The sequence below is a fragment of the Anaerophaga thermohalophila DSM 12881 genome (assembly GCF_000191885.1).
Classification (GTDB): Bacteria; Bacteroidota; Bacteroidia; order Bacteroidales; family Marinilabiliaceae; genus Anaerophaga; species Anaerophaga thermohalophila.
In genome coordinates this window covers 51,757-76,227 of the sequence record NZ_AEWI01000020.1, presented here as the reverse complement: position 1 = coordinate 76,227, position 24,471 = coordinate 51,757, and the positions used below count along the sequence as shown (strand labels likewise).

Annotated in this window: 16 protein-coding genes; 12 read left to right on the top strand and 4 right to left on the bottom strand. The window is 40.7% G+C overall.

All coding sequences use genetic code 11. The annotated features are described in order from the left end of the window. Positions 1–37: 37 nt before the first annotated feature. The 8 genes from ATH1_RS20120 to ATH1_RS0107635 all read left to right on the top strand — a co-directional run bounded on the left by ATH1_RS20120 (position 38) and on the right by ATH1_RS0107635 (position 7,890). On the top strand, positions 38–1,141 hold the full coding sequence (locus tag ATH1_RS20120) for an alpha/beta hydrolase (RefSeq protein WP_010419757.1): 1,104 nt from the start codon (positions 38–40) through the stop codon (positions 1,139–1,141). A 290-nt stretch (positions 1,142–1,431) separates the two neighbouring features. Next, entirely contained in the window at positions 1,432–2,229 is a 798-nt protein-coding gene (locus ATH1_RS0107670) for an alpha/beta hydrolase (RefSeq protein WP_010419756.1), read from the top strand. A 577-nt stretch (positions 2,230–2,806) separates the two neighbouring features. After that, positions 2,807–2,989, top strand: coding sequence for a hypothetical protein (locus ATH1_RS0107665; RefSeq protein WP_029164021.1), 183 nt, complete (start codon positions 2,807–2,809; stop codon positions 2,987–2,989). 2 nt (positions 2,990–2,991) lie between these two features. Then, entirely contained in the window at positions 2,992–4,458 is a 1,467-nt protein-coding gene (locus tag ATH1_RS0107660) for a sulfatase family protein (protein WP_010419748.1), read from the top strand. Positions 4,459–4,530: 72 nt separating this feature from the next. Beyond that, a complete protein-coding gene (locus ATH1_RS22200; protein WP_029164020.1) occupies positions 4,531–4,803 on the top strand; it encodes a glycoside hydrolase family 130 protein in 273 nt (90 codons plus the stop codon). Further along, a complete protein-coding gene (locus tag ATH1_RS22195) occupies positions 4,776–5,108 on the top strand; it encodes a glycoside hydrolase family 130 protein (protein ID WP_029164019.1) in 333 nt (110 codons plus the stop codon). The genes ATH1_RS22200 and ATH1_RS22195 overlap by 28 nt, the downstream gene beginning before the upstream one ends. A gap of 244 nt (positions 5,109–5,352) precedes the next feature. After that, on the top strand, positions 5,353–6,507 hold the full coding sequence (locus ATH1_RS0107640) for an MFS transporter (protein WP_029164018.1): 1,155 nt from the start codon (positions 5,353–5,355) through the stop codon (positions 6,505–6,507). Between the two features lie 519 nt (positions 6,508–7,026). Further along, positions 7,027–7,890: a VIT1/CCC1 transporter family protein gene (locus ATH1_RS0107635; protein WP_010419739.1), complete on the top strand. Its 864-nt coding sequence runs from the start codon at positions 7,027–7,029 to the stop codon at positions 7,888–7,890. A 284-nt stretch (positions 7,891–8,174) separates the two neighbouring features. Here ATH1_RS0107635 and ATH1_RS0107630 read toward each other — a convergent pair whose 3' ends face one another. Both ATH1_RS0107630 and ATH1_RS0107620 read right to left on the bottom strand, forming a co-directional pair. Continuing rightward, positions 8,175–10,661, bottom strand: a complete 2,487-nt coding sequence (locus ATH1_RS0107630; RefSeq protein WP_010419737.1) for a glycoside hydrolase family 95 protein — start codon at positions 10,659–10,661, stop codon at positions 8,175–8,177. A gap of 269 nt (positions 10,662–10,930) precedes the next feature. After that, positions 10,931–12,511, bottom strand: coding sequence for a glycoside hydrolase family 43 protein (locus ATH1_RS0107620; protein ID WP_029164017.1), 1,581 nt, complete (start codon positions 12,509–12,511; stop codon positions 10,931–10,933). A gap of 872 nt (positions 12,512–13,383) precedes the next feature. Here ATH1_RS0107620 and ATH1_RS0107615 point away from each other — a divergent pair. From ATH1_RS0107615 to ATH1_RS0107600, 4 genes are all read left to right on the top strand, one after another. Further along, positions 13,384–16,350, top strand: coding sequence for a SusC/RagA family TonB-linked outer membrane protein (locus ATH1_RS0107615; RefSeq protein ID WP_245531743.1), 2,967 nt, complete (start codon positions 13,384–13,386; stop codon positions 16,348–16,350). Positions 16,351–16,362: 12 nt separating this feature from the next. Further along, positions 16,363–17,877: a RagB/SusD family nutrient uptake outer membrane protein gene (locus tag ATH1_RS0107610; RefSeq protein ID WP_029164016.1), complete on the top strand. Its 1,515-nt coding sequence runs from the start codon at positions 16,363–16,365 to the stop codon at positions 17,875–17,877. A 101-nt stretch (positions 17,878–17,978) separates the two neighbouring features. After that, positions 17,979–19,469, top strand: a complete 1,491-nt coding sequence (locus ATH1_RS0107605) for an endo-1,6-beta-glucanase (RefSeq protein WP_010419725.1) — start codon at positions 17,979–17,981, stop codon at positions 19,467–19,469. 119 nt (positions 19,470–19,588) lie between these two features. Then, positions 19,589–20,914, top strand: a complete 1,326-nt coding sequence (locus tag ATH1_RS0107600) for a DUF5125 domain-containing protein (protein WP_010419722.1) — start codon at positions 19,589–19,591, stop codon at positions 20,912–20,914. Between the two features lie 118 nt (positions 20,915–21,032). Here the strand turns inward: ATH1_RS0107600 and ATH1_RS0107595 are convergent, their stop codons facing one another. Further along, on the bottom strand, positions 21,033–21,950 hold the full coding sequence (locus ATH1_RS0107595) for a triple tyrosine motif-containing protein (RefSeq protein WP_029164015.1): 918 nt from the start codon (positions 21,948–21,950) through the stop codon (positions 21,033–21,035). 37 nt (positions 21,951–21,987) lie between these two features. Further along, positions 21,988–23,937 (bottom strand): ligand-binding sensor domain-containing protein, encoded by a 1,950-nt coding sequence (locus ATH1_RS0107590; RefSeq protein WP_029164014.1) that lies wholly within the window; start codon positions 23,935–23,937, stop codon positions 21,988–21,990. Positions 23,938–24,471: the final 534 nt, after the last annotated feature.

The following is a 24,471-nucleotide window of genomic DNA, read 5'->3' as shown; positions in this document are numbered from 1 at the left end:
TTAGGCCAGACTTCAAATAAATTAAACCGTAAAAAACATGAAAAAACTTAAATTAGGGGTTTTTGTTATTACTCTGCTTTTATTTGTCAGATGTAATGTAGATAAAGGAGACAGAGTGATTACTTATAACTTAGCAGAAATACCCGCTCCTTCGCTGGAGAATAATCTGGTAGGAACAGAGAATGTCCAACAAATCGGCGTTTATTTGCCGCCTTCATACAATTATTCAACCCAATTATACCCTGTGGTGTATTTTTTGAACGGATATACTGTGGAAGCTGGTGAGTATCCCAAGACAGAGGCTTTCGACGCTTATATGAAAAATAATAAAGATCAGGAATTTATATTAATAGAATTGAATGGTTATAATTTGTTTGAAGGATCGATGTATGCCAATTCCGTTGTTACGGGAAATTGGGAAGACTATATCGTCAAAGATGTCGTAACCTATGTTGACAACAATTACAGGACTCTGGCAAAAAGGGAGTGCAGAGGAATTGCCGGCCACTCAATGGGAGGAGGCGGGACAATTAATATTAGTTTAAAATATCCCGATGTTTTTTCGGTAGCTTATGCAATGAGCCCGGCTGTTTTAGCTGATGACCGGCTTATCAGTGGCTTTTTGACAAACGATTCGCTAATGAACCAGATTCTTACTTTATCTGAAAGGATGGCCAACGTGAAAGATGACAATTTTGCTGAAACCTTAAAACGTGAACTGGAAGCTTACGATCGGGATATGATGGGCATATACGGGTTCATGGCAATGGGTACTGCCTTTGCACCCGATCTCTCTAAACCTTTGAAAATTGCATTGCCATTCGAACGTGATGAAAAAGGAAATCTCAGAAAAATAGATGAAAACTATAATAGATGGATTTCGGGGTTTGGAAACCTGGAAGGAAAAGTTGAAAGGTACAAAGATAATTTGTTGAAATATAACAAATACGCTTTGGATTGCGGGTTCCATGATGAAATGCCTGGTTTATTTAAATCAACTGTATATTTTTCCCAAATACTTACGAAAGCTGAAATTCCGCATTCAACGCATTGGTACGATGGCAACCACAGCGGTAAAGTTTCCGAACAATTAATCAATGAAGTGTTTCCAGCCATGTCCACTTATTTGCTCCAAAAATGAATATATATCTTGTTGTTTAAACAATAGTCCTTTAGAGTAAAAGCTAAACGCAGACGCAATGACGCAAAGTCTTTATTATGAGAGATTTGTGGCCTATGTCTTTGATTTTATAAATAACTAAAAACCAAGCTTTTGTAAAATATTGACGAAGTATTATTTAAAATACAATTAATTTAAAATATAAGTATATGAAACCATTAAAAATAAAAATTTTGTTGTTATTCTTATTAACTTTATCTTTTCAACTAACTGCTTTTTGCCAGCAAGGTCGTTTGCTTGAAAGCCTGACAATGGAAAGCGACTTACTCAAAAGCAAAGTTAAATACTCGGTTTACCTCCCGCCAGATTACGATAAATCAGAACGCTCTTATCCTGTGTTGTATTTACTGCATGGCTATTCAGGAAACGAAACAGTCTGGATTCAGTTTGGTGAAGTTAACCGAATGGTCGACAATGCAATAAAGGAAGGAGAAGTTTCATCTTTTATTATCATTATGCCTGATGGCAAAACAAATTGGTATTGTAATGATTATCAAGGATTAGAACCATACGAAGATATGTTTATCAGGGAATTCATACCATTTATTGAAAAGCAATACCGCATTCGGTCTAAAAAGGAGTTTCGTGCCATTGCCGGAAATTCAATGGGCGGCTATGGTGCATTGAAGTTTGCCATGAAATACAACCATCTTTTTTCAGCTTGCGTAGCTTTTTCTTCGGGTATCTTTACAGATGTGGAGATAGCCATGATGCCTGATTCAATTTATGGAATTCTTGATGGCATTTATGGCAAAAACTTGGAAGGAAATAAACGAATAAATGAGAATTGGAAGAACAACAGTCCTTTATATCTGGCAAAAACCATTACAGTTGACAAATTAAGATCTGTCCGCTTTTACATCGATTGTGGTGATGATGATTTCTTATATAGGGGGAATTCGGATTTACATAATTTGATGAGGGATTTAAAAATACCTCACGAATATCGTGTAAGAGATGGGGGGCATAACTGGAAATATTGGAGAGAAGGGCTGCCTGCAGGCCTTTCATTCATAAATAAAAGTTTTATTAGAGAGATCGGATTTTGAAATAAAAAAGATCACATGTTTTATAAATGTTTTTAATCTGATCTATTCATGAATTTTCTATTACAATGTTCAACTATCGGCGAAATACAAGCGTTCTCAATAAAATCGGCTCTATTCCCTTCTCCGGTTTTATCTGCCGTTCCTTATATTTTTTGATATTTGAATATCTTATTACGAAAACTCATGAATAAATCAGGTTATAATGCTTTTTTTAAAAAAAAGTATTGGGCAAATTTTATGTTTGCTTCAATCTTGTTACGTGTATGGCATTTACCATTTTTTAAATATCACAGCAAAACCTTAGAAATAGAAACTCCTCCAAATATAATTTTAATTCTGGTTAATGATTTGGGGTGCAATGATGTTTCCTTTTGCCGTAATTTTAATTTTGATAGGCATTACGAGATTGAGTCGAGTCGATAAGTCAAACCCCAAGTATTGATATACTTGCTGACTATGATATGCGTTTCACTGATTTTTATGCAGTACCAGCAGTTTGTTCTCCTTCAAGCTGCCCTGATGACATGAAGAAATGCCGGAGCGATCTTTGTTTTGGAGGTATCGAAATCAATGGGCAGTGAGAAATGGAGACTGGAAATACCTTAAAATCAGAAATGAGGAATATCTGTTTAATTTAGAAGATGATATTTCGGAAACAAAAAATGTGAAAAATGAATTTCCTGAAATATTTCAATCTCTTAAACAGGATTTATACAAATGGGAAATAGAAATGAATAATTATCAACAAAAAACAAATTAAAAATGAAAGCAAATAAGTCAATTGTTATGGCCGGATTGTTATCTTTCGGTCTATCCGGACAACAAGATATGATTGCAGCAGAAACCGAAGATGAAAAGGCCTCAAAACCCAACTTTATCGTCATTTTTGCTGACGACCTCGGTTACGGGGATTTGGGGATTTTCGGACATCCGACAATTAATACGCCCAACCTCGATAGAATGGCTTTTGAAGGCCAAAAATGGACCAATTTTTATGTTGCAGCACCGGTTTGTACACCAAGCCGTGCAGGTTTGCTAACAGGCCGATTACCTATTCGCTCAGGCATGTGTAGTGACAAACGAAGGGTATTGTTCCCCGACTCCAATGGAGGGTTACCCCAAAGTGAAATCACAATTGCGCGTGCTTTGAAAGAAAACGGCTACCAAACTGCAGCTATCGGGAAATGGCATTTGGGTCATAAATCTCCTTTTCTGCCAACTGATCACGGATTTGACAGCTATTTTGGAATTCCATATTCCAATGATATGGATAGAGTTCCGGGGACTGGTACTGGAAATTATATTACATCCCAAATTAAGCTTGCAGAAGAAGAAAATTTTCATGCCTATAATGTTCCAATATTGAGGAATGACAAAATTATTGAACGACCAGCAGACCAGAGGACTATTACAAAAAGATATACTGAAGAAGCCGTAGCTAAAATAAAAAGTATGAAAGACGGACCTTTTTTTATTTATCTGGCACACAACCTGCCACATATTCCGTTGTTTCGTTCCGAAGAATTTAAGGATGTTTCGCTGGCAGGATTTTACGGTGATGTAATTGAAGAAATAGACTGGTCAGTAGGACAAATTCTGAAAACCTTAGAGGAAGAAGGACTTGATGAAAATACGCTGGTGGTTTTTACATCAGACAATGGTCCGTGGCATATTTTTGAAACACACGGAGGAACTGCAGGTTTACTGAGAGGGGCAAAAGGTGGTACTTTTGAAGGGGGAATGCGCGAACCCACAATTTTCTGGTGGCCGGGGAAATTAAAACAAGGAGTGGTGATGGATATGGCAACCACTATGGATTTGTTTCCAACCTTCTGCAATCTTTCCGGAACCAAACTTCCAGACGACCGCATTTATGATGGATACGATATTTCCCCGCTGCTTTTGGGAACCGGGAAAAGTCCGCGTGATGTGGTATTCTATTACCGTGGCCAGCAGGTCTATGCTATTCGCAAAGGGGACTACAAAGCACATTTTATAACTCAAAATGAATATGGCAGTCAAACAGCTCATCCCATTACTAATCCACCACTGGAAATAACCAACACTCCCACTGTTCATGAAACGCCTCTGCTCTACAATGTAAATATCGATCCTTCAGAAAAATTTAACATTGCCGAAGAACATCCGGAAGTAATTGCTGAAATCAGAAAAGTGCTGGAAGAACATCTGGCCGGCATCGAAGAAGTAGAAAATCAATTGGAGAAGTAACAAACCAAAAAACATTTTTCTTGTCTGCTTCCTTCAGATAGTCTGGAGTTCTTCTGTCCCATAAGGGAAGCGGTGGTCAATTGGGAAGAAAAGGATGTGTTTAATCCTGCCAGTGCCCTAAAAGGAGATACTGTATTTTTACTGTATCGTGCCGAAGACAGCATTGGGAAATACAATGGCACATCACGTATTGGTCTGGCTTATAGTTTGGATGGTTATAAATTTCGTAAGAAGCCTGAACCTGTTCTTTACCCCGATAATGATGAGTTCAAAAAATATGAATGGGAAGGTGGGTGTGAGGATCCGCGGACAGCGAATTGGTTGAGCCCGGACCTCCTGCTGTAATTACAGACCAGGGGATACTGCTGATTTACAACAGCAAGAACAGTCCCTCTTTTGGAGATAAAAATCTTGAAGACGGCACTTATGCAGCAGGGCAGATAATTATGGATAAAGACGATCCTGCAAAGGTTTTGTATCGTACCGATCAGTGGTTTATCTCTCCCGATCAGCCTTTTGAGATTACCGGTCAGGTTGATAATGTATGCTTTGTGGAAGGATTGGTCCGTTTTAATGGGAAATGGTTGCTCTATTACGGAACTGCCGACTCGAAGATTGCGGTTGCAGAGTCTGATGTAAGTCTTAATTAATGCCTGTCCGTAAAGTGCAATTTACTGCGTGATGCTTGTCCGAAAATTACTCATCCCGAGGTAGCTTTTGTAGGGTTTTTCAAAAAAAAAACAGCAAAAAGCACAATCGGGACTCGGTATTTTCGGACTTCGAAAGCCCCCGGTGATATTGAGGCAGGCATTGCAGCCGGCACTTTCCGGACAGTCACACATTTTGTGAAAATTTTTGAGAGTTCATAGATACACACTAATTTATATATTGTTTATGAATACAAACACATCCTTATCAAAACTACTCCCCGTATTATTCGGGTTCTTCGTTATGGGCTTCGTCGACGTGGTAGGCATATCGACCAGTTATGTCCAGAAAGACTTTAATTTGAGCGATTCGGTGGCGAATTTGTTACCGATGATGGTATTTCTCTGGTTTTTTGTTTTTTCAGTGCCTACAGGACTATTGATGAACAAGTTAGGCCGGAAGAATACGGTTTTGCTGAGTATGGTCATCACTTTTATAGCAATGCTGGTGCCTTTAATCGCTTATAGCTATGGAATGGCACTTTTTGCTTTTGCATTGCTTGGCATCGGTAATACCATTTTGCAGGTTTCGCTCAATCCGCTTGTGTCGAATGTCGTCAGTAAGGAACATTTGACCAGCCGGCTTACACTGGGGCAGTTCATTAAGGCCATTGCTTCGTTTCTGGGCCCGATTATAGCTGGCTTTGCAGCAGCCACGTTGGGCAACTGGAAGATGTTGTTTCCGGTATTTGCCGGAGTAACGATGTTGTCGGGTCTTTGGCTCTTGTTGACCCCTATTCCGCGGGATGAGCGCGTTGAGGAAACCACCTCGTTTGGAGAAGCTTTTGGTTTGTTAAAAGATAGAACCATTTTATTGCTTTTTCTGGGTATTTTATTTGTTGTAGGTGTCGATGTCGGCATGAATACGGCAACACCGAAATTTCTGATGGAGCGGGCAGGTTTGCCTCTTGAGCAGGCCGGTTTGGGAACCAGCCTGTACTTTGCTGCCCGTACGGTGGGAGCATTGACGGGTGCCATTTTGCTTGCAAAGTTCTCGGCTACCCGTTTTTTCAGGATAAGCATGCTCTCAGCGATTACAGCGATGGTAATAATGTTGTTTAGTCAGAGTATTGTACTTATATTGATAATGGTAGCCGTTATCGGTTTCGCCATTGCCAATATTTTTTCTATTATTTTTTCAATGGCCCTACAGAATCGTCCTGAGCGGGGAAATGAGATATCGGGTCTGATGATCATGGGCGTATCTGGCGGCGCAATCCTGCCTCCATTAATGGGGCTGGCCTCCGATGCTATTGGACAAACAGGTGGAATGCTGGTTATTCTGGCCGGCATGCTATATCTTTTGTTAGCGGCTTATGTGGTTAAGAGCGAGAGAAAATAATTATTGAAAAATTTTTTTATTTCTGAAAAGACACATGATTTTTTTTATCAAAAGATGATCTTTCGTTCATTAATGCGAAATTGCAAAGAGTTGTTAAGCCTGGCACCTTTCAGGTTTCGGAAATTAATTTGCCGGTGGCAGGACAATAACAAAATATATTACTGAGTGCAGTCTAAAAAGCATCTTTATTGTCAAAATCCAAGCGTTTTAAATTTTTGCACCGGAGTTAACTTATTGTTAATGAGGATGCAAAAATTTAAAACAACAACGAGTTTGGCAATAAAGATGCTTTTTAGACTGGGCTCATTACTAAAATCAGGGTAGTAGATCAAACCATCCGGGTTTAAAATGATTTTTGTTCGAAGTTTGTGTCGTTTTATTCCTTTTGAGGCTTTATATTTTCTGGCGAGGTGAAGATTCTGGCTGGCACGACAGGCGCTCTCAAACGAAATTCGTAAATTTGGCGGAGTAAGTATTTTAGAAGTTTATACTGTACGCAGTTTATAAAAATTCAGAAAAATGGATGCTCAGGCCAGAAAGTATGCGCTTGCTGCGCAGCGCACAGAAATAACAGAATATCATATCTATAAACGACTCGCCGGAAAGACTAAAAATTCAAAAAATGCAGAGGTTCTCAACCGTATTGCAGGTCAGGAAAAACAACATGCAGCTTTTTGGGAATCAAAAACCGGGCAACAGGTGAAACCCGATAAGTGGCGGCTGTACCGGACTTTATTACTGGCGCGTTTTCTGGGCTTGTCCTTTGCTTTGAAACTAATGGAGGAAAAGGAAGGTACCGGCGCAGATAATTATGTCCGTCAGGCAAGATATTTTCCCGAGGCGGCAGATTTTGCCAGGGAAGAGGGGGAACATGAAAAGGAAATTCTGAAAATGCTGGAAGGCGGCAATCTTACTTTTGTCGGTTCGGTGGTTTTAGGGCTTAATGATGCCCTTGTGGAATTAACAGGGGCTTTGGCCGGATTTACTCTTGCCCTGGGGGAAACCAAAATAATCTCCATCGCCGGATTGGTTACGGGTATTTCGGCCGCTCTTTCAATGGCAGCGTCGGAGTTTCTTTCCACTAAGACAGAAGGTGATCCGCGGGCCAAAGAAGCTGCTCTTTATACCGGCATTTCGTATTTGGCAACGGTTATCTTGCTCATTCTCCCTTTTTTCCTTGTGGATAATAAATTTGTGGCATTAGGAATTGTTCTTGTTCTTGCATTATTAATTATCTGGGGGTTTAATTATTATGTTTCTGTTGTCAAAGATCTTGATTTTAAAAAACGATTTTGGGAAATGGCTTCAATAAGTATGGGGGTTGCTGCCTTTTCCTTTTTGGTGGGTTTTGGGTTAAATGCTCTGCTGGGGGTTGATGTTTAACAGTTATGAGTGCAGTATAAAAAGCATATTTTTGTCAAAATCAAGGCGTTTTAAATTTTTGTATCGGAGTTAACTTGTTGTTAATGAGGATGCAAAAATTTAAAACAACAATGAGTTTGGCAACAAAGATGCTTTTTAGACCGGGCTCATGTATTCATTCCAAACAATCTAAAACCAATCCATAGTTTTTGCATAGGATTATTTCGCCCTGTGGTAACTGTCGGGATTGTCTGAAAATTCTCCCGAAGCAGGTACTGAGACCCACAGAATAAAAATAGGTCTTTTCAGACATCTTCGGGGTTATGCTCTAATTTTACAATAGTATACGTTTTCCCGGCCTCAGTTGGAAAATCATACAAATAAGTATTGGGCAACCTGGGTTTTGTTAATTCGGCCTTTTCTGATATTATTGGGTCTTTGATTTTAGCCTTTTCAAAGAAAGGATTTGGATTTGTGCCGGAAGCTTGTTTCAGTTTTGCACCATCTTTCAAAGCAATATCGTTCGGAACCCGTATTCTACAATTTCCACCCAGTGTCGACTTTATTTCGGCCTTAATTAGTTGGCCGTTTTCCCATTTACAACTGACTTCGAATCCTCCCGGTGTTCTAAGTCCTGTTATCTCTCCATTTTTCCATTCATCGGGGAGGGCAGGTAAAAAATGTATGGCTCCGTCGTGACTTTGCAGCAGCATTTCAGCAATTCCTGCGGTACAACCAAAATTTCCGTCTATCTGAAAAGGGGGATGCGCATCCAACAGGTTGGGATAGGTTCCACCGTTTCGGCCGTCTTTTCCCGGATCAACCAGTGACAGTTGGTCTTTGATAAGTTTACGGGCGTGATTGCCATCGAGCATACGCGCCCAAAAGTTGACTTTCCAGGCCATTGACCAACCAGTGGATACATCTCCTCTGTGTTGGAGTGTCGTGCGTGCTGCTTCGAATAATTCGGGTGAGGAATAGGGCGAGATTTGGTTGGAAGGATATAAACCATACAGGTGGGAGATGTGACGGTGCTTATCTTCAGGGCTGTCCAGGTCTTCCATCCATTCCTGTAATTGTCCGTATTGACCTATTTGCATTGGGGGCAGGCTGTCCAGAATATTTCGGAAATCGCTGATGAGGTTTTCATCCTGATTCAGTAAAGTTGCTGCTTTTATCGTTTTGGAGAAAAGATCAAACAGAATTTGATTGTCCATGGTTGCGCCGGCAGTGATTGAAGGACGACCGGCGGGTGCATTCTCAGGAGAGACGGACGGACTAACTACCAGCCATCCGTTTACAGGTTCTTCAATGAGAAAATTCTGATAAAACCGACATGCTGATTTCATTATTGAATAGACTGATGCGAGATATTTCATGTCGCCATTGTAAAGGAATTTTTCCCACAGGTGTTGAGAAAGCCATGCTCCTCCCATGGGCCACATGCCCCAGAAGGCACCATCTACTACTCCGCAAATACGCCAGATATCCGTGTTGTGGTGAGTTACCCATCCGTCGCATCCGTACATGGTTTGGGCAGTATGTGAGCCGGTTTCCGACAGCTCTCTGACCATTTGTATAAGGGGCTCATGCAATTCAGTGAGATTGCATTTTTCGGCCGGCCAGTAATTCATTTCCGTATTGATGTTGATAGTATATTTACTGTCCCAGGCAGGATGTGTGCTGTTATTCCATATTCCTTGCAGATTGGCCGGCTGACCGCCCGGACGAGAACTCGAAATCAGCAAATAACGTCCAAACTGGTAATAGAGTGCCACCAGAGCGGGGTCGTTGGTCTGAGAAAAGTTTTTAATTCTGACATCGGTGGGGTACTCGCTGGCTGGTGTCGTGCCCAGATTTAGAGAAGACCGTGTGAAGTATTTACGATAGTCTTTGATATGGGCGTTCTTTAATTCTGCAAAAGATTTTTGCGAGGCTTCTGACAGAAATTTCTGACATTGTTCATTTTCATTCGCGGATAGTGTCTTGTAGTCAACAAAATTGGTGGCCATCGATATCAGGATGACCACTTCATCGGCTTTTGTTACGGTAATTTTGTTCCCATCAGTCTTTATTTTTCCGCCATCATTCAGGATTTTAGCCCGGGTGTTGAATTTTACCTGCCCCTCCACACCTTCGTGGGAACTCGATATGCCCGTCATTTCCAGGATGTTGGTATCTAATACTTGCGTGTTTTTTGCCAGAGGCCCGTTCAGACTGGCAGTGAAGGATAAACTTCCGTGTTGGTCGGAAGATAGCTTTACAGCAATAATCTGATTGGGGAAAGAGGCAAAAACTTCCCGTTTAAAGTTCACATCATTTACTGTATATGTTGTCGAAAAAAGGGCATTCTCAATGTCGAGTTCACGGTAATAATTAGTGTAGTTTTCATGTCCGTCGAAAGAGAGGTTTAAATTACCTATGGTCTGATACATGGAGCCATGCAACTGTTCTGCAACCATGCTTTCATTAACCATCTTTTCGGCCTCATAGTATTTACCTTCGAAAATCAGTTGCCTTACTTTCGGAAGCGCTTTAAGCGCTTTAGGATTATCGTTGTGCGAGGGACCACCTGACCAAAAAGTTTCCTCATTCAGCTGGATTTTTTCATTGGCGGGATCGCCGAATACCATTGCTCCCAGGCGTCCATTACCGATGGGAAGCGCTTCATTCCATACATTAGCCGGTTTATCGTACCATAATTTAAGGTCAGTTTTTTGTGCCATTTCTTTGGCACAAGCTCCCAAAAAGAAGCTGAGGAGTATCGCTGATATAATGTTTAATTTTCTCATGATTTATTGGAGTTTGCAGAAATTTAAATAATGTCTGTCCATAAAGTGTTATTTACTGTGTCATGCTTGTCGCCAAAATACTCATTTATGAAAAGTAAACCCCGTTTTTGGCGGTTTCGCAAGCTTTTCAACCGGCACTTTCTGAACAGACATATAATGAATAAGAAACTTTCCCGGCTTTTTATTGACGGGCACCTTATCACGAAGGTGTCTTTCCTTAGTATTATCACCGGTTTCCCTGGTGCGAAAACGAGGCTCAGGTGGCGGATTCAATCTTTCATTGCATCGGTTATTTTGTCACTAATTTTAAAATGATCGAAATCGACAAAACCTCCGGTTGTGTCGGTGGCAAAAGAGAACAGGCCAAAGCGATATCCCATAAAGTGTTGAGGTAAGGTGTAAGCCATTTGCAAGGTTTCTCCAATTGGCTTCCAATCCACGCCGTTCAGGCTGTAATAAAACCTGGCTTTATCTCTTCTGTTTCTGAAATCACAATCAATTTTTAACCATAATTTGTTGCTTTCCAGAGGAATACTTTCCAGCTCTACGGGTTCTTCCGTTTCGGCGCTAACCATGATCACTGATTTGGAACCGTCTTCCATTTTTACGCCCACATATCCGTATCTTTTCTGCAAGGCTACGATACCTGCAACATCACCATCTTTCATGTTTTCAACTTCAATGGCGGTAGAGGCGGAGCTTACAGGGCCAAAAGTGCGTTGCGTCAGGGTGTTTCGGGTTTGCTCCACATTGTCATCAATGCGCCCGTTGGTCAGCCGCAAATAGCCCTTTCTTTCGGTTAAAGACCAGTAGCGATTGTCGGGGTTATGATTCCATTGCCAGGCAAGTGCCAGCTTGTCGACATTAAAGTCATCCGATGTAACAATACCGGAAACACCGATGTTTTTAACAGGAATATCCAGTGTATCGGGTACTTTTCCGTCTTTCCCCAAGACAGGCCATCCGTCTTCCCATTTCGCGGGTATAATGTATGGGATTCTGCCTACAGAGCCATAATCGCGGAACATGTATGCATACCAGTCGCTTTCGGGGGTGTCTATGATGCTGCCCTGAGCAATTCCGCGGTCTTCGAGGACAACTTTTCCTTCATAAGGGCCGGTAATCTGGTCGGCACGATGTACTATCTCTGTTCGCATTCCACCCCGGGGCCAGGTGATATTGAAAACGTAATATTTGCCGTCGTGTTTTATTACCTGGGAACCTTCGGCATGGAGCATCAGGTTATCGGAAGCCACCTTCCCGGCATCAGGAATAATTACCCGATTTATACCATCAGGTTTGATGCCGGATAAATCTTTTTTTAGCTCTGCAATACGGATATCGCCGCCGCCATATATCATATAAACTTTACCGTCGTCATCGAAGAAGAGAGAGTTGTCATGTAAAACCGGCTCAAAGCTGATGGCTTCCCAGGGGCCCTTTTCGATATCAGTTGTTTTATAAATGTGTGTTTTCCCCGATGTTGCCGAAAAGGTAGAAACATAGAATGTGTCTTCATGGTAACGCAGGCTGCTTGCCCAGGACCCCAGTCCATAAGCATTCTGGCCATTTTCAAGACGCAGCGCTTCGTTGTTGGCCAAAGTGTCGTAAGCATAGTTGACAATCTTCCAGTTGACCAGGTCTTTGGATTTCATGATGGGCACGCCCGGGCTCATGTGCATGGTGGTGCTGCTCATGTAGTAGGTGTCGTCCACGCGAATGATGGAAATATCGGGTACATCGGCAAAAATTACCGGATTTTGAGCGAATTGTTTCTTTTCGGCTTCTGAGCATGAACTCCATAAGAAGCCGGAAATAAGAATAATGAGTATTGAAAAATGTAATTTCATGTTGGTGAGATTTTTGTTTTTATATTCGTTTTTTTGCATAATATTTTTAAAGTCCTTCTGCATCTCTTTATTAATAAAGATTACAGAAGGGAATATTTTAATTAATTTTTAAAAGCCTGTTTGATTTTGACTTGTCTATGTTAGGATATGCTGAATAACTTCCTAAATGCTAAAAATAAATAAAATATAGAGATATTAGTTGGATAAAGTGTAAATAAATATGGCAAAAGCCTCCAAATACCGTGCACCTAAGCAAGCTTATTTTTGTCTTAATAATTTGTTGCGAAAGATCAATGATTGTCATTGTTTGTAAAAGCAATGAGTAAGTTTACAGGCTCTTGTACGAAAAAAGCTATTTGAGGTTCGTGATGAAATTCATTTCACTTTCGAATTGAAACTTGCATAGCAAGCATTTTTATCCGTATAAAATTTATTTATTAAGGCCGGATGGAACTCGCATGCAAGAACTTATACATATCCTTGTTGTATAAACTTTGTCATACTCGTTTCGTTAAAGAAGATGGATAAAACCAAATATGCGAGTTCTTCTGATAACTCCGGGCAGGTTTTTCGATAAATACCTTCGACTATTTTTTATACCAATGTAGAAAAATATACAAGCAACATTTTCCTCCATCAGTAATCCTGTTTTATTTCTTTTATCATCAATAAATCAGTAATATATACTGGAATGAAGTAGAAAAGAATGTGCTTTTCTTCGGCATGGTGTAACTAAGATGTAAGCTGTTTTTTCTTTTCTTGTTGTCGAAAAATTTACTTCGCTTTTGAATTTTTAATAGTTCTTCACATACCGTCAGAGAAAATAGCAATGTTAACTAAAACAAAATGCAATGAAGAAAAAAACGAGAATTTTGAAACGAAAAATCTTATGCAGTTTACTCCTTTTGATTGGGCTTTTCATGTTTACTCAGCAGGGGGTGGCTCAGGAACTGACAGTTAGCGGGACTGTTACGGATGAGCAGAATATGCCTTTACCAGGAGCCTCGGTCATTATAAAAGGAACTACTACGGGGACAATCACCGACATGAATGGTGAATACAGCATTTCTGCTGATCCTGAAGCAACGCTTGTATTTTCGTTCATCGGGATGAAAACAACTGAAATTCCGGTTGACGGCCGTACCGTCATCAATCTTCAAATGGAGGAAGAGCTGGCTACCCTTGATGAACTGGTAGTGATCGGTTATGGTTCCGTAAAGAAAAAGGATGTCACCACGTCCATATCAACTGTTTCTACCAGGGAACTGGAAAAGAAACCTATCACAAATGTAGCACAAGCCATTCAGGGACGTGCTGCTGGAGTTTCTGTCATTAAACCCAACGGGTCTCCGGATGCAGGCATGGTTGTGCGGGTTCGTGGTACAACTTCTTTAAATGGTAATAACGATCCTTTGTATGTTGTAGACGGGGTTCCAATGACCGATATTTCTTATCTCTCTCCGAATGATATTGAAAGCATGCAGATATTGAAGGATGCATCCTCAGCAGCTATTTATGGATCGCGTGCTGCCAACGGAGTCGTGATAATTACAACCAAAAGCGGAGATTCTGGCGAAGCAAAAATTACTTTCAACGGTCATATTGGCATTACAGACTTAACCAATAAAATAGAACCTTTGAATCTTGAACAATATCGTGAATTGCTGAGCGATATGGAGCTGAACATTACTTTGCCCGATAATCTCACTGATCAGACTGACTGGTACGATGAAACTTACCAAACAGCACTGACACAGAATTATCAGATTTCTGCTTCCAATGGTGATGAAAAAATGAATTATTATATAACCGGCGGTTATACCCGTGAAGAAGGTATTATTGAGGTATCGTTCTTTGAACGGTACAATTTCAAAGCTAACCTTGAGAATGAAATACGTCCGTGGCTGAATGTTGGTGCAAACATTTCCTATTCAGATTATACAGGGAATGGTATTATTTCAGGAACAGGAGCAAACCGGGCAGGCGTCGTCTTGTCGGTAATTAATACACCACCCTATGCGCCAATATGGGATCCCGAAAATCCTGACCAGTATTACAACAATTTTTACGGGGTAAACATTACACATCCTGTTGAAAACATGTCAAGAAGTGAGGACAATGAATCCAATACTCAACGTTTACTTGCTACAGGACATGTTGAGATAAAATTTGCTCCCAGTCTGAATTTGAAATCTTCTATCACTCTTGACAGGAGCTATAATCACTCTGTCTCCTTCCTTGACCCGGTTAAAACATCCTGGGGCAGATCAAATTACGGACTGGGCGGCGACACCCGCTCGCTTAGTACGGTAATGGTCTATGATAATGTACTGAACTATAGCAAATCTTTTGGCAATCATAGTTTTGATTTAATGGCGGGCAGCTCCGGAACCACCTCTGAATGGTCGCAGAGTTATCAAAGTGCTTCTCATTATCGTGATGGAAGCATAAAAACATTGAATGCCGCCAATAAAATATCGCCAGACAATGGTACAGTTGCCTCCGAGTGGACTATTATGTCCTGGTTTGGTCGTCTGGCTTACAACTTCAGCGACAAATATTTGTTGACTTTAAATATGCGTGCCGATGGTTCTTCCAAGCTTCATCCCGATCACCGATGGGGCTGGTTCCCATCTGCTTCAGCAGCATGGCGTTTATCATCCGAACCTTTTATGTCCGGTATTGACTGGATCGATGATCTGAAGATTCGAGGTGGATGGGGACAAACCGGTAATCAGTCGGGACTTGGCGACTATGCCTATTTGGAACGTTACAATATTATTCGCCAAAACTGGTGGGAGGAAGGTAACCAGAATGCCACGGTCATTCTTAGACAGGCCAATTTGCGTAACACCGATCTTACCTGGGAAACCACTACCCAGACAAATGTGGGCGTTGATTTTACTATTTTAAGAAATCGCCTGACATTTAACATGGACTGGTACTATAAGAAGACCACAGATATGCTGATGAATGTAGATCTTCCTGCAGGATCAGCGGCTGCAAATACAATAAGTCGAAATGAGGGTGAAATGAAAAATACCGGCTTTGAGTTCATGTTGAATTCTCACAACATAACACACCCAAACTTCAGATGGGATACCGATTTTAACATCTCATTCAATCGCAATGAACTGACTGCTCTTGAGCTGACCAAAGTTTACAACTATGCTGTCACAAGTGAATTTGTCAATGAATATGCAGTTCGCATTGAACCCGGGAGACCATTGGGCGGCTTTTACGGATACATCAGCGATGGCGTTGATCCCGAAACAGGGGAGTTAATGTATCGCGATGTCAACAAAGATGGTATTATTTCTACTACTGACCGGACTTATATTGGTGACCCCAATCCTGATTTTACTTTTGGGATGACCAATACTGTTTCCTACAAGGGCTTTTCTCTGAACCTATTGCTCCAGGGAAGTTATGGCAACGACATTTACAATGCTTCGCGTATCGAAACTGAAGGTATGTATGACGGCAAGAATCAGTCGAAAGAGGTTCTCGACCGTTGGAGAATTCCCGGCCAGATCACCGATACGCCTAAAGCCGGATTTGATATCAAAACATCTTCTTATTTTGTTGAAGATGGCAGCTATTTAAGAGTAAAAGACATTACCCTTGCCTATGAGTTTAAAAAAGCTTTCCTAAGCCGGCTGGGAATAGCCAGGTTGCAGCCTTATGTAACAGCTACCAACCTGCTTACTCTTACCAACTATTCGGGTATGGATCCCGAAGTTAACCAATGGGGAAATAGTGGTGCCGTTCAGGGCATCGACTGGGGGACTTATCCCCAGACAAAATCGTTTGTTTTTGGTGTTAATGTTGAATTTTAATCGATTAATGTTATGAGAATTAATATATTAACAAAAGTAATAGGTATTCTGATGCTTTTGGTATTGGGTTCCTGCTCTCTGGACAAAGACCCCGTTTCGGAATTCTCGGAAGTGACTCTGGGACGTTCCAATGATTCGGGAGACCGCATTAAGTTTGAAACCCGCAGTGAAATGCTTTCTCAATATGAAGGTATGTACGAACTTTTCAGAGGACGGCAGGAACACTGGTATCTCGATTATTTAATGATTACAGAGGTACGTTCTGATAATGCTTATGCTGGTACTGTAGGCGCCGAAGTTATGCCTTTCGAAAATAATTCGCTGGACGGGGGTAACAGTGTGATAACACGCGACTGGAACCGCTATCTGGAGGATATTGCTTATGTCAATTCCATTATAGAAAATATAGATTTGGTTCCCGATCCCTCTTTTTCCGATGCAGAAAGAGCTCAATGGAAGGCCGAGGCGAAAATATTCAGGGCGATGGTTATGCTCGATATGGTACGGTTTTGGGGAAACATTCCGGTAATCACCAAAGAGGCCGAAGATATTACAGCAGATAATATCGAAGAAGTTTATCCGACGTATTTTCCCTCTCAAAACACACCGCAGGAAGCATACCAGCAAATTATACAGGACCTTACTTCAGCCATACCTGATGCGCCGGAAGTAAGTCAGGATAAAACAATACTTTCCAAAGCGGTTGCCCGTTCTCTTCTGGCCAAAGCCTATATTGAAGAACCTATTCGTGATTATGATAAGGTGATTGCTTATTGCGACTCTGTTATTGATGACGGATTCTCTCTGGTTGATGATTATTCCCTTCTTTTTAGAATGAATGAGGCAGGCACCGATATTGCCGCGCGCAATACATCCGAATCTATTTTTGAGGTTCAGTTTTTTACTGGTAGTGGAAACTGGGTGACATGGATGTTTGGTCGCAATTTGCTCGACTGGGACCAGAATTTTTCATGGGCAAAATGGGTAACACCTTCAAGAGACCTCATATCTGCTTTTGAAGAGGAAGGAGATGACATCCGGATGAATCAGTCGATAGTTTATTACGAGGCCGGATGGAGTTTGTACTATCCGTCTGATCATTATCCTTTTATGTACAAAATCCGTTCCAGCAACAATAGTATCATTAAATTGAGACTGGCTGATATTATGCTGCTTAAGGCGGAAGCGCTGGTCTGGAACGGCGAACTTGATGCAGCTGCATCTATTGTAGATCAAATCAGGGCAAGAGTTAATCTTCCAGGATTGCCGGAATCTGTTAAATCATCCAAAGATCAAATGGTGGATGCTGTATTGAATGAACGCCGGTTAGAGCTTGCTTTTGAAGGACAACGATTGTTCGATCTCATCCGAAACGGTAAACTGCAAATTGTGATGAATTCAATCAACGATCGCGATAGCGGAAGGTTACCGCAGGCAAGACCCTATACAGAAAATTCTGAACTGCTTCCAATTCCACAGACAGTTTTGGATGCTAATACTAATCTTGATCAGAATCCGGGCTATTAAAAACATGTTCAGGTATTTGTAATGGTTTTGATACTTATGACCTGATGTCTGCATGAAAAGATCAATGAGTTTTTTGTACAGAACCTTAAAATAATTCGATAATGATCAAGGAAATATTATATGTTTTAATAATGGGATTGGTGCTTATGTCGTGTAGTGCATGTTCGGAAGATAAGGACAATGATGCGGGCGAAACGATTCCCGAAGTAAAGGAAACCGGGGATGTGAAATTATTCATCACTACCTCTGACCGGGCTTACGATTTTGCCCAAAGAGCTGTGGATTTCAGTGAAACTTCCAATATGTCACCGACTACTATTACCATCGATCCTGCTGTCAGATATCAGGAAATGGACGGGTTTGGTGCAGCTCTTACCGGATCATCATGCTATAACCTGATGCAAATGGATGCAGCTGACCGTGAAACGTTCCTGAAGGAAACCTTTTCGCATAATACAGGAATGGGATACAGTTATGTTCGCATATCTGTTGGTTGTTCCGATTTTTCCCTCAGCGAATATACATGCTGTGACACTCCAGGTATTGAAAACTTTGGTTTGCAATCCGAAGAACTCGATTATGTTATTCCTGTCCTGCAAGAGGTATTGGAGATTAACCCCGATCTTAAAATTTTGGGCTCTCCATGGACCAGTCCGCGATGGATGAAGGTGAATAACCTGACCGATTTGCAACCCTACAACTCATGGACCAGCGGGCATCTGAACCCCGAATATTACGACGAGTATGCGACCTATTTTGTGAAATGGATACAGGCTTTTGCACAACACGGCATCCACATTGATGCCATTACCCCTCAGAATGAGCCGTTGAACAGGGGTAATTCGGCTTCTCTGTTTATGGGATGGAAAGAACAGCGTGAGTTTGTAAAAGTGTTGGGCCCGACACTTGAAGAAGCTGGTCTGGACACAAAACTTTATATTTTTGATCACAACTACAATTATGACAACATGAGTGATCAACAGGATTATCCTGTTAAGATATATCAGGATGAAGAAGCAGAACAGTATATTACAGGTGCAGCCTACCATAATTACGGTGGTGTGAGCGATGAATTACTCGATATTCATGAAAAGGCATCCCATAAGGAGCTCATTTTTACTGAAACTTCTATCGGCACATGGAATGACGGCAGAAATTTGTCAAAAAGGTTGATGGACGATATGCAGCACGTTGCTCTGGAGACCGTGAACAAATGGTGTAGAGCAGTCATTGTCTGGAATCTGATGCTTGATTCAAATCGTGGCCCCAACAGAGAAGGAGGGTGCCAAACCTGCTTTGGAGCGGTTGACATTAGTGCAGATGATTATAAAACGATTACCCGCAATTCGCATTATTACATTATAGGGCATCTTGCAGCTGTAGTAAAACCCGGAGCTGTTCGCATCGGTACGTCAGGATATGAAGCCGATGGCATCATTTACAGCGCTTTTGAAAACAAGGACGGTTCCTTTGCATTTGTTCTGATGAACGATACGGATGAAAAAAAACTAATAACCATAAGCGACCGGAATAACCATTTTTCTTATGATGTTCCGGCACAGTCGGTTGTATCGTATCGATGGAATCAATAACCCTTTGAAAAACAGAAAAGATGAAATGAATATGGCAAGGTTTTCCACAATAAGGATACGTTTAAATCTTACATACTCGTTTTATTATGCTTTAAAATTTTCAAATTAACAGATTAAGTATGAAAAAGACAATATTTTATCTCAGCTTATTACTTCCGGTTTTATTTCTTGTTTCGTGTGAAGAAGACGAAGAGGTAACCGGACAACCGGAATTGACATTAAACAATGAAGTCACTCAGGCTCATTTTGGTGACAGTATCCCTTTTTCTGCTAATGTAAGGGATGCTGAAGAGGTACCATTATCTACCCTTAAAGTACAATTGTTTTTTGGCGATGAAATGGTAGAGGAAACTGTAATTCGTACTAAAACAGAAGGCGAATACAATGGGAAAATTTATGTGCCGTTTCTTAAGGATATTCCCGACGGGACAGCAACTCTGAAGTTTGTCCTTCAAAACATTAAGTTCGCCATTGAGGAACAGAGCTATAATGTGGATATCTCACGTCCCGATTATCCGTATCTTACTTTTGTGACAGAACAGGAAGAGTACCAAATGAACCGGATTGATTTGTATCATTACCAGGTTACCGACAATTTCCCTCAGAAAGTAAAAGGATATATCAAAACACCGGTAGTTGATGACTATGGGAATGTAATTACTTTTGGGTGGAAAAATGGTGGTATAACACAAGGTACAGATGCTCCGATAACATTCTCAAATTATGCAGCAGGAGAGTACGATATTACTTTTAATACGTTTTCTTATGAGGGGACTCCGTTTATAACACTTGAATTTGCAGGCAAAGAAATGACAATGGTGGATGACGACAACTATAAAGTTGAACTGGAACTGGAACAAAACCAAACAATTGAAGTGGACGGAATCCCGGATATTGAACAATGGTGGATCGACCCCGACTTTTTTGATGTTAATGGAGACGGCACCTTTACTTTCCTTCCTGTTACCGGAAAGTACAGGGTTACAGCTAATTTCGAGTTTAGCTATTTTATTGTGGAAGCCATGCAGGGTGATGGTCTGGCAACTCTTCAGGATGACGGAAGCGGTGCTCTCTGGATAATCGGAACAGATATTGGAAAACCTTCGTTAATCAATGAAGTAGGTTGGAATCCTGATAAAGCACTTTGTATGTCTCAAATAACACCGAAGAAGTATCAGGTAACAGTAATTGCCGGTGAATCTGTCAATGCTGTCGCCATTAACTTTAAGTTTTTCCATCAGAAAGGGTGGGGAGGTGAATACAAAAACGATAACCTGACAACCAACAGTGATATTGTGTTTGTTGGCGACGGAACAAATGGCAGAGATCCCGGAAATCTCGGATTGGTTGAAGGAGTAACACTGGCTGAGGGCGCAACTTATGTTTTTGAAGTTGACATAACAGCCGGGAAAGCTAATGCTGTTCTGTCTGTTTTGGAACAATAGCTGAATTTAATTTGACAGTTTAATAATCCCTTTGAATTAATAACGGAGGTTTTGAGCAATAGCCCGGAACGTTGTACAGGGCTATTGCTCTTTATTTGCTATTCGCTTGATTTTCTAATTACGGCTGACCAATCAACTCATGAATGTTGGGGTATTTCTTTTTCAACCGGTATCGGGCTGTTTCTACTCCTCTTACCGAAATGTTAAAGATACTGGCCATCTCTTTGTTGGTCAGTTCCATTTTTATGAACGCACACATTCTAAGTTCTTTTATTGTGATAGAAGGATATCGTTTTTTTAATTCGTCAAAGAGTTCCTGATGTACCCGCTCAAGATTAATGTCGAAGAGTTGATATTGTTTTTCATCGTTCAAACTTATCTGGATATTTCGCACAATGTCCAGAATGTTTTTGCGAACTATGTCATTCTTTGCATTTTTCCGGATGTTATTGAGTTTTGATTGAATGTCAATCAGCAATTCTCTCTTCTTTGCAATTAGCATGGCATTGTTAGCCAGGTCTTTACTTTTTTCAATGTTTTCGGCTTCGATGCGTTCTTTTTCATGCATGATTATTTGATTTTCCCGTTCAATTTCTCTTGCTTTTTGCAGTTCTTTTTCTTCCTGACGGGTTTTTTCTTTTTCTTTCAGAATGATTTTTTGTATTCGTTTGAAAATACTGAAAGCCAGTGCAAATGCCAAAGCCGACCAAAAAATGACCCATGGCATGGTAGCATACCATACCGGTTCAACAGTGAAACTGATTTGCGCAGGCAAAGCATATTCTCCCGAAAGACTTTTAGCTTTCACTTTCAATGTATAATCGCCACTCTTCAAAAAAGAAAAGCTGACTTCCGGTTTCACCTGCCATTGCGACCAGTTATCCATTCGCTCTTCCAGTAAATAGGCATAACGAATATTGGCCTTGTCTCTGATAAATGGTGCTGAAAATCTGAAACTTATATTGTAGGCATCGTTGGGAATTACTATTGGGGATTCGAAAGCATCGGGACGGCGAGTAGCAGTCGAATCTTTCATGCTGAATGTGACGATTTGAATTTGCGTTTTGGGAAGATTATCCGGACTTCCATTTTTTTGTTGATACAGGGTTGTATGCAAACAAACCGTTGGTGGTACCAATAAGAACCTCATTACTTCCTTTCAGTGGAACAATACACTCCATTCCACGATTGAGAGTTCCTTTCAGCGACAGAAAGGGATCTGTTATCACCTTGTCTTCCTGTTTGTGGTCAATAAAGGCTATCTGATCATCAATGACGCACCATGTAGTATCTCCGTGTTCAACAAGCTGGCGAATGTTTTTTTCATCTCCCAGAATATTGGTCAATTCCTTATGAACAACAAATTGTTCCGTGATTGAGTCGAACGTATAAAGGCCATGATTAGTCGAAAAAATATTCTTGCCTCTCCATCGATGCACGTTTATATTGAAAGAAGACGGCAATCCGTTTTGCTCATTAAAATGTTCGGTTGAGATCACCCGCGAGTTGGAATCATTGATTTTTATCCTGAATACTCCTTTATATCCGTGACATACCCAGTAAGAATGTCGGTCGCCGGGAATCGCCATCAAATCACGTGTAGATTCATCGAATCCTTTGATTTTTTCCTGTAATACCATGACATTCGGGGTAGTAACCGAAATTAGACCCAATCCGGTGTATGTGCATACAAAATATTGATTTTCTGCTTGTGACGCCGGATATAGTTTCCATACTCCGGAGAAGTCTCCTACCTTTTTCACCTGATTGCCGGAAATATGAAACAACCCTCTGTCGTGAGAGCAAAAAAGCTCGCCTTCTATTATTTTTAGAGACCAGGCCTGGCCTTCCAGTCTGGGTAGCTTTTCAAATTCACTTAGATGAATGATGTTGTCGGATATCGGTTGGTTTGTTCTGAATACGCCCTGGTTTGTGGCTATGTAAAGACGATTTTTATACAAAACAACATCATAGATGGACGATCCCTGAAAGACAGAAGTAAGGTGTGCATTGGGGTCGAAAAAATCAAGACCTTTATTCAGTAATGTCCAGATAATGCCTTCACGTGCTTCAAAAATATTGAGTACAGTGTGGTCTTGTAAATCGGAGAAGGTGCGGATGTACCTTAGCTGGCTGTCTTTGTATTGCCACGACGACAATTTTTTGCTTAATGTTCCTGTATAAATAGTCCCCGAGGATGAACGAAGAACCGACGTAAAAACCTGGCCTGAGCTTCTCAAACTAAGATTATCTCGTTTCAGAATGGCCTTGGTGTTAATATCAACTACATACAGGCTTCCTTCTTTTGTAAAGATAAGTACATTGGATGTTTCGTTACCAGGTATAATATTCAGAATCTCTTCATTGTTCAGCAGATCATTTGAAATAAAAGGAGTGAATTGAGATGTACTTACATCCAACGTAAGCAACATGTTATCCAAAACAAATATATGATTCTTGCATTCCCCGGCAAAACCGAAATAATCTGATGGCTCAATTATTTCGTAATTATTATTATTCAGAAGACATAAATAATCAAAACTCTGAAAAATGATGGTTCCGTTTTTTTCCATGATATTCCAGACATTCCCGAAATCCCTGTATCTGGATGGAAGATTACCGATTAGTGAGTGGTAAGAAAAGCTTCCGTCTGCATTGTTTTTTATTATCCCGAATTCATTAAAACCTCCGGCATAAACTGTGCCGTTGGTTGCACAGTACAAGCTCCTGACCGAACTGTTGTTGGGCATTGTTGTTTTGTCCCATCGTTCTCCGTCAAATCGCAGTACCCCGTAATTATTGCCAAAATACATCACTCCGGAAGAATCCTGGCAAGCTGCCCAGAATTGAGAATCACTATTGTAATCGGTGTGCGAAAAATGATATACCGGCGGGTTCCCAATTATAGTGCTTCTTGCGCTTGATTGAGTTCCAGTGAGAAGTGACAATAAAATAACCGCTTTTAAAGCACTGGTTCTGGAAATGTACCGGCTGTTTTTTTTCTTTTTCAAATATTCAGGCATAAGAGAATGATCTCCTCAATATCTAAATCGGAGTTAACGCTAAGTAAAGCGATACTTCGCATAATTCGTATCATTTCGCCTGGTTTTCTTTGCTAAGAAAACCAGGCGACCGATTGTTTGCAATAACTTAGTTTACAATTCTTTATCATAAAAATTTTGCATTTTCAGGAAATTGTAGCTTTGGCTAAGGATTTACTTTGAGTCTTCTGTGGTTAGGCTTATTAAACAGTGCACTCCTTATCAGGTGTGGACTTATTTTCTTAACATCCAAAAATAAGTATAATTGAGAGGATAGCAAAAGCGTGCATGCTAAACTATAGGTCAGTATCAATGAAACCAGCCTCTCAAAGATTTTCGCAATTTGTTTCGATTTCCCGCAAAACAAGTATGTATTCAACCTTTTGAGTTCTTGTATAAATCGACAAAAAGCTATTTTTGAACAGATAAAAAATAAAAGCGCCTACCACTTGCCAGATGTTGTAATGATGATTACTTTTATGTTCTTCTGGCAACTAAAAGAAGTTAAGTTTTTCG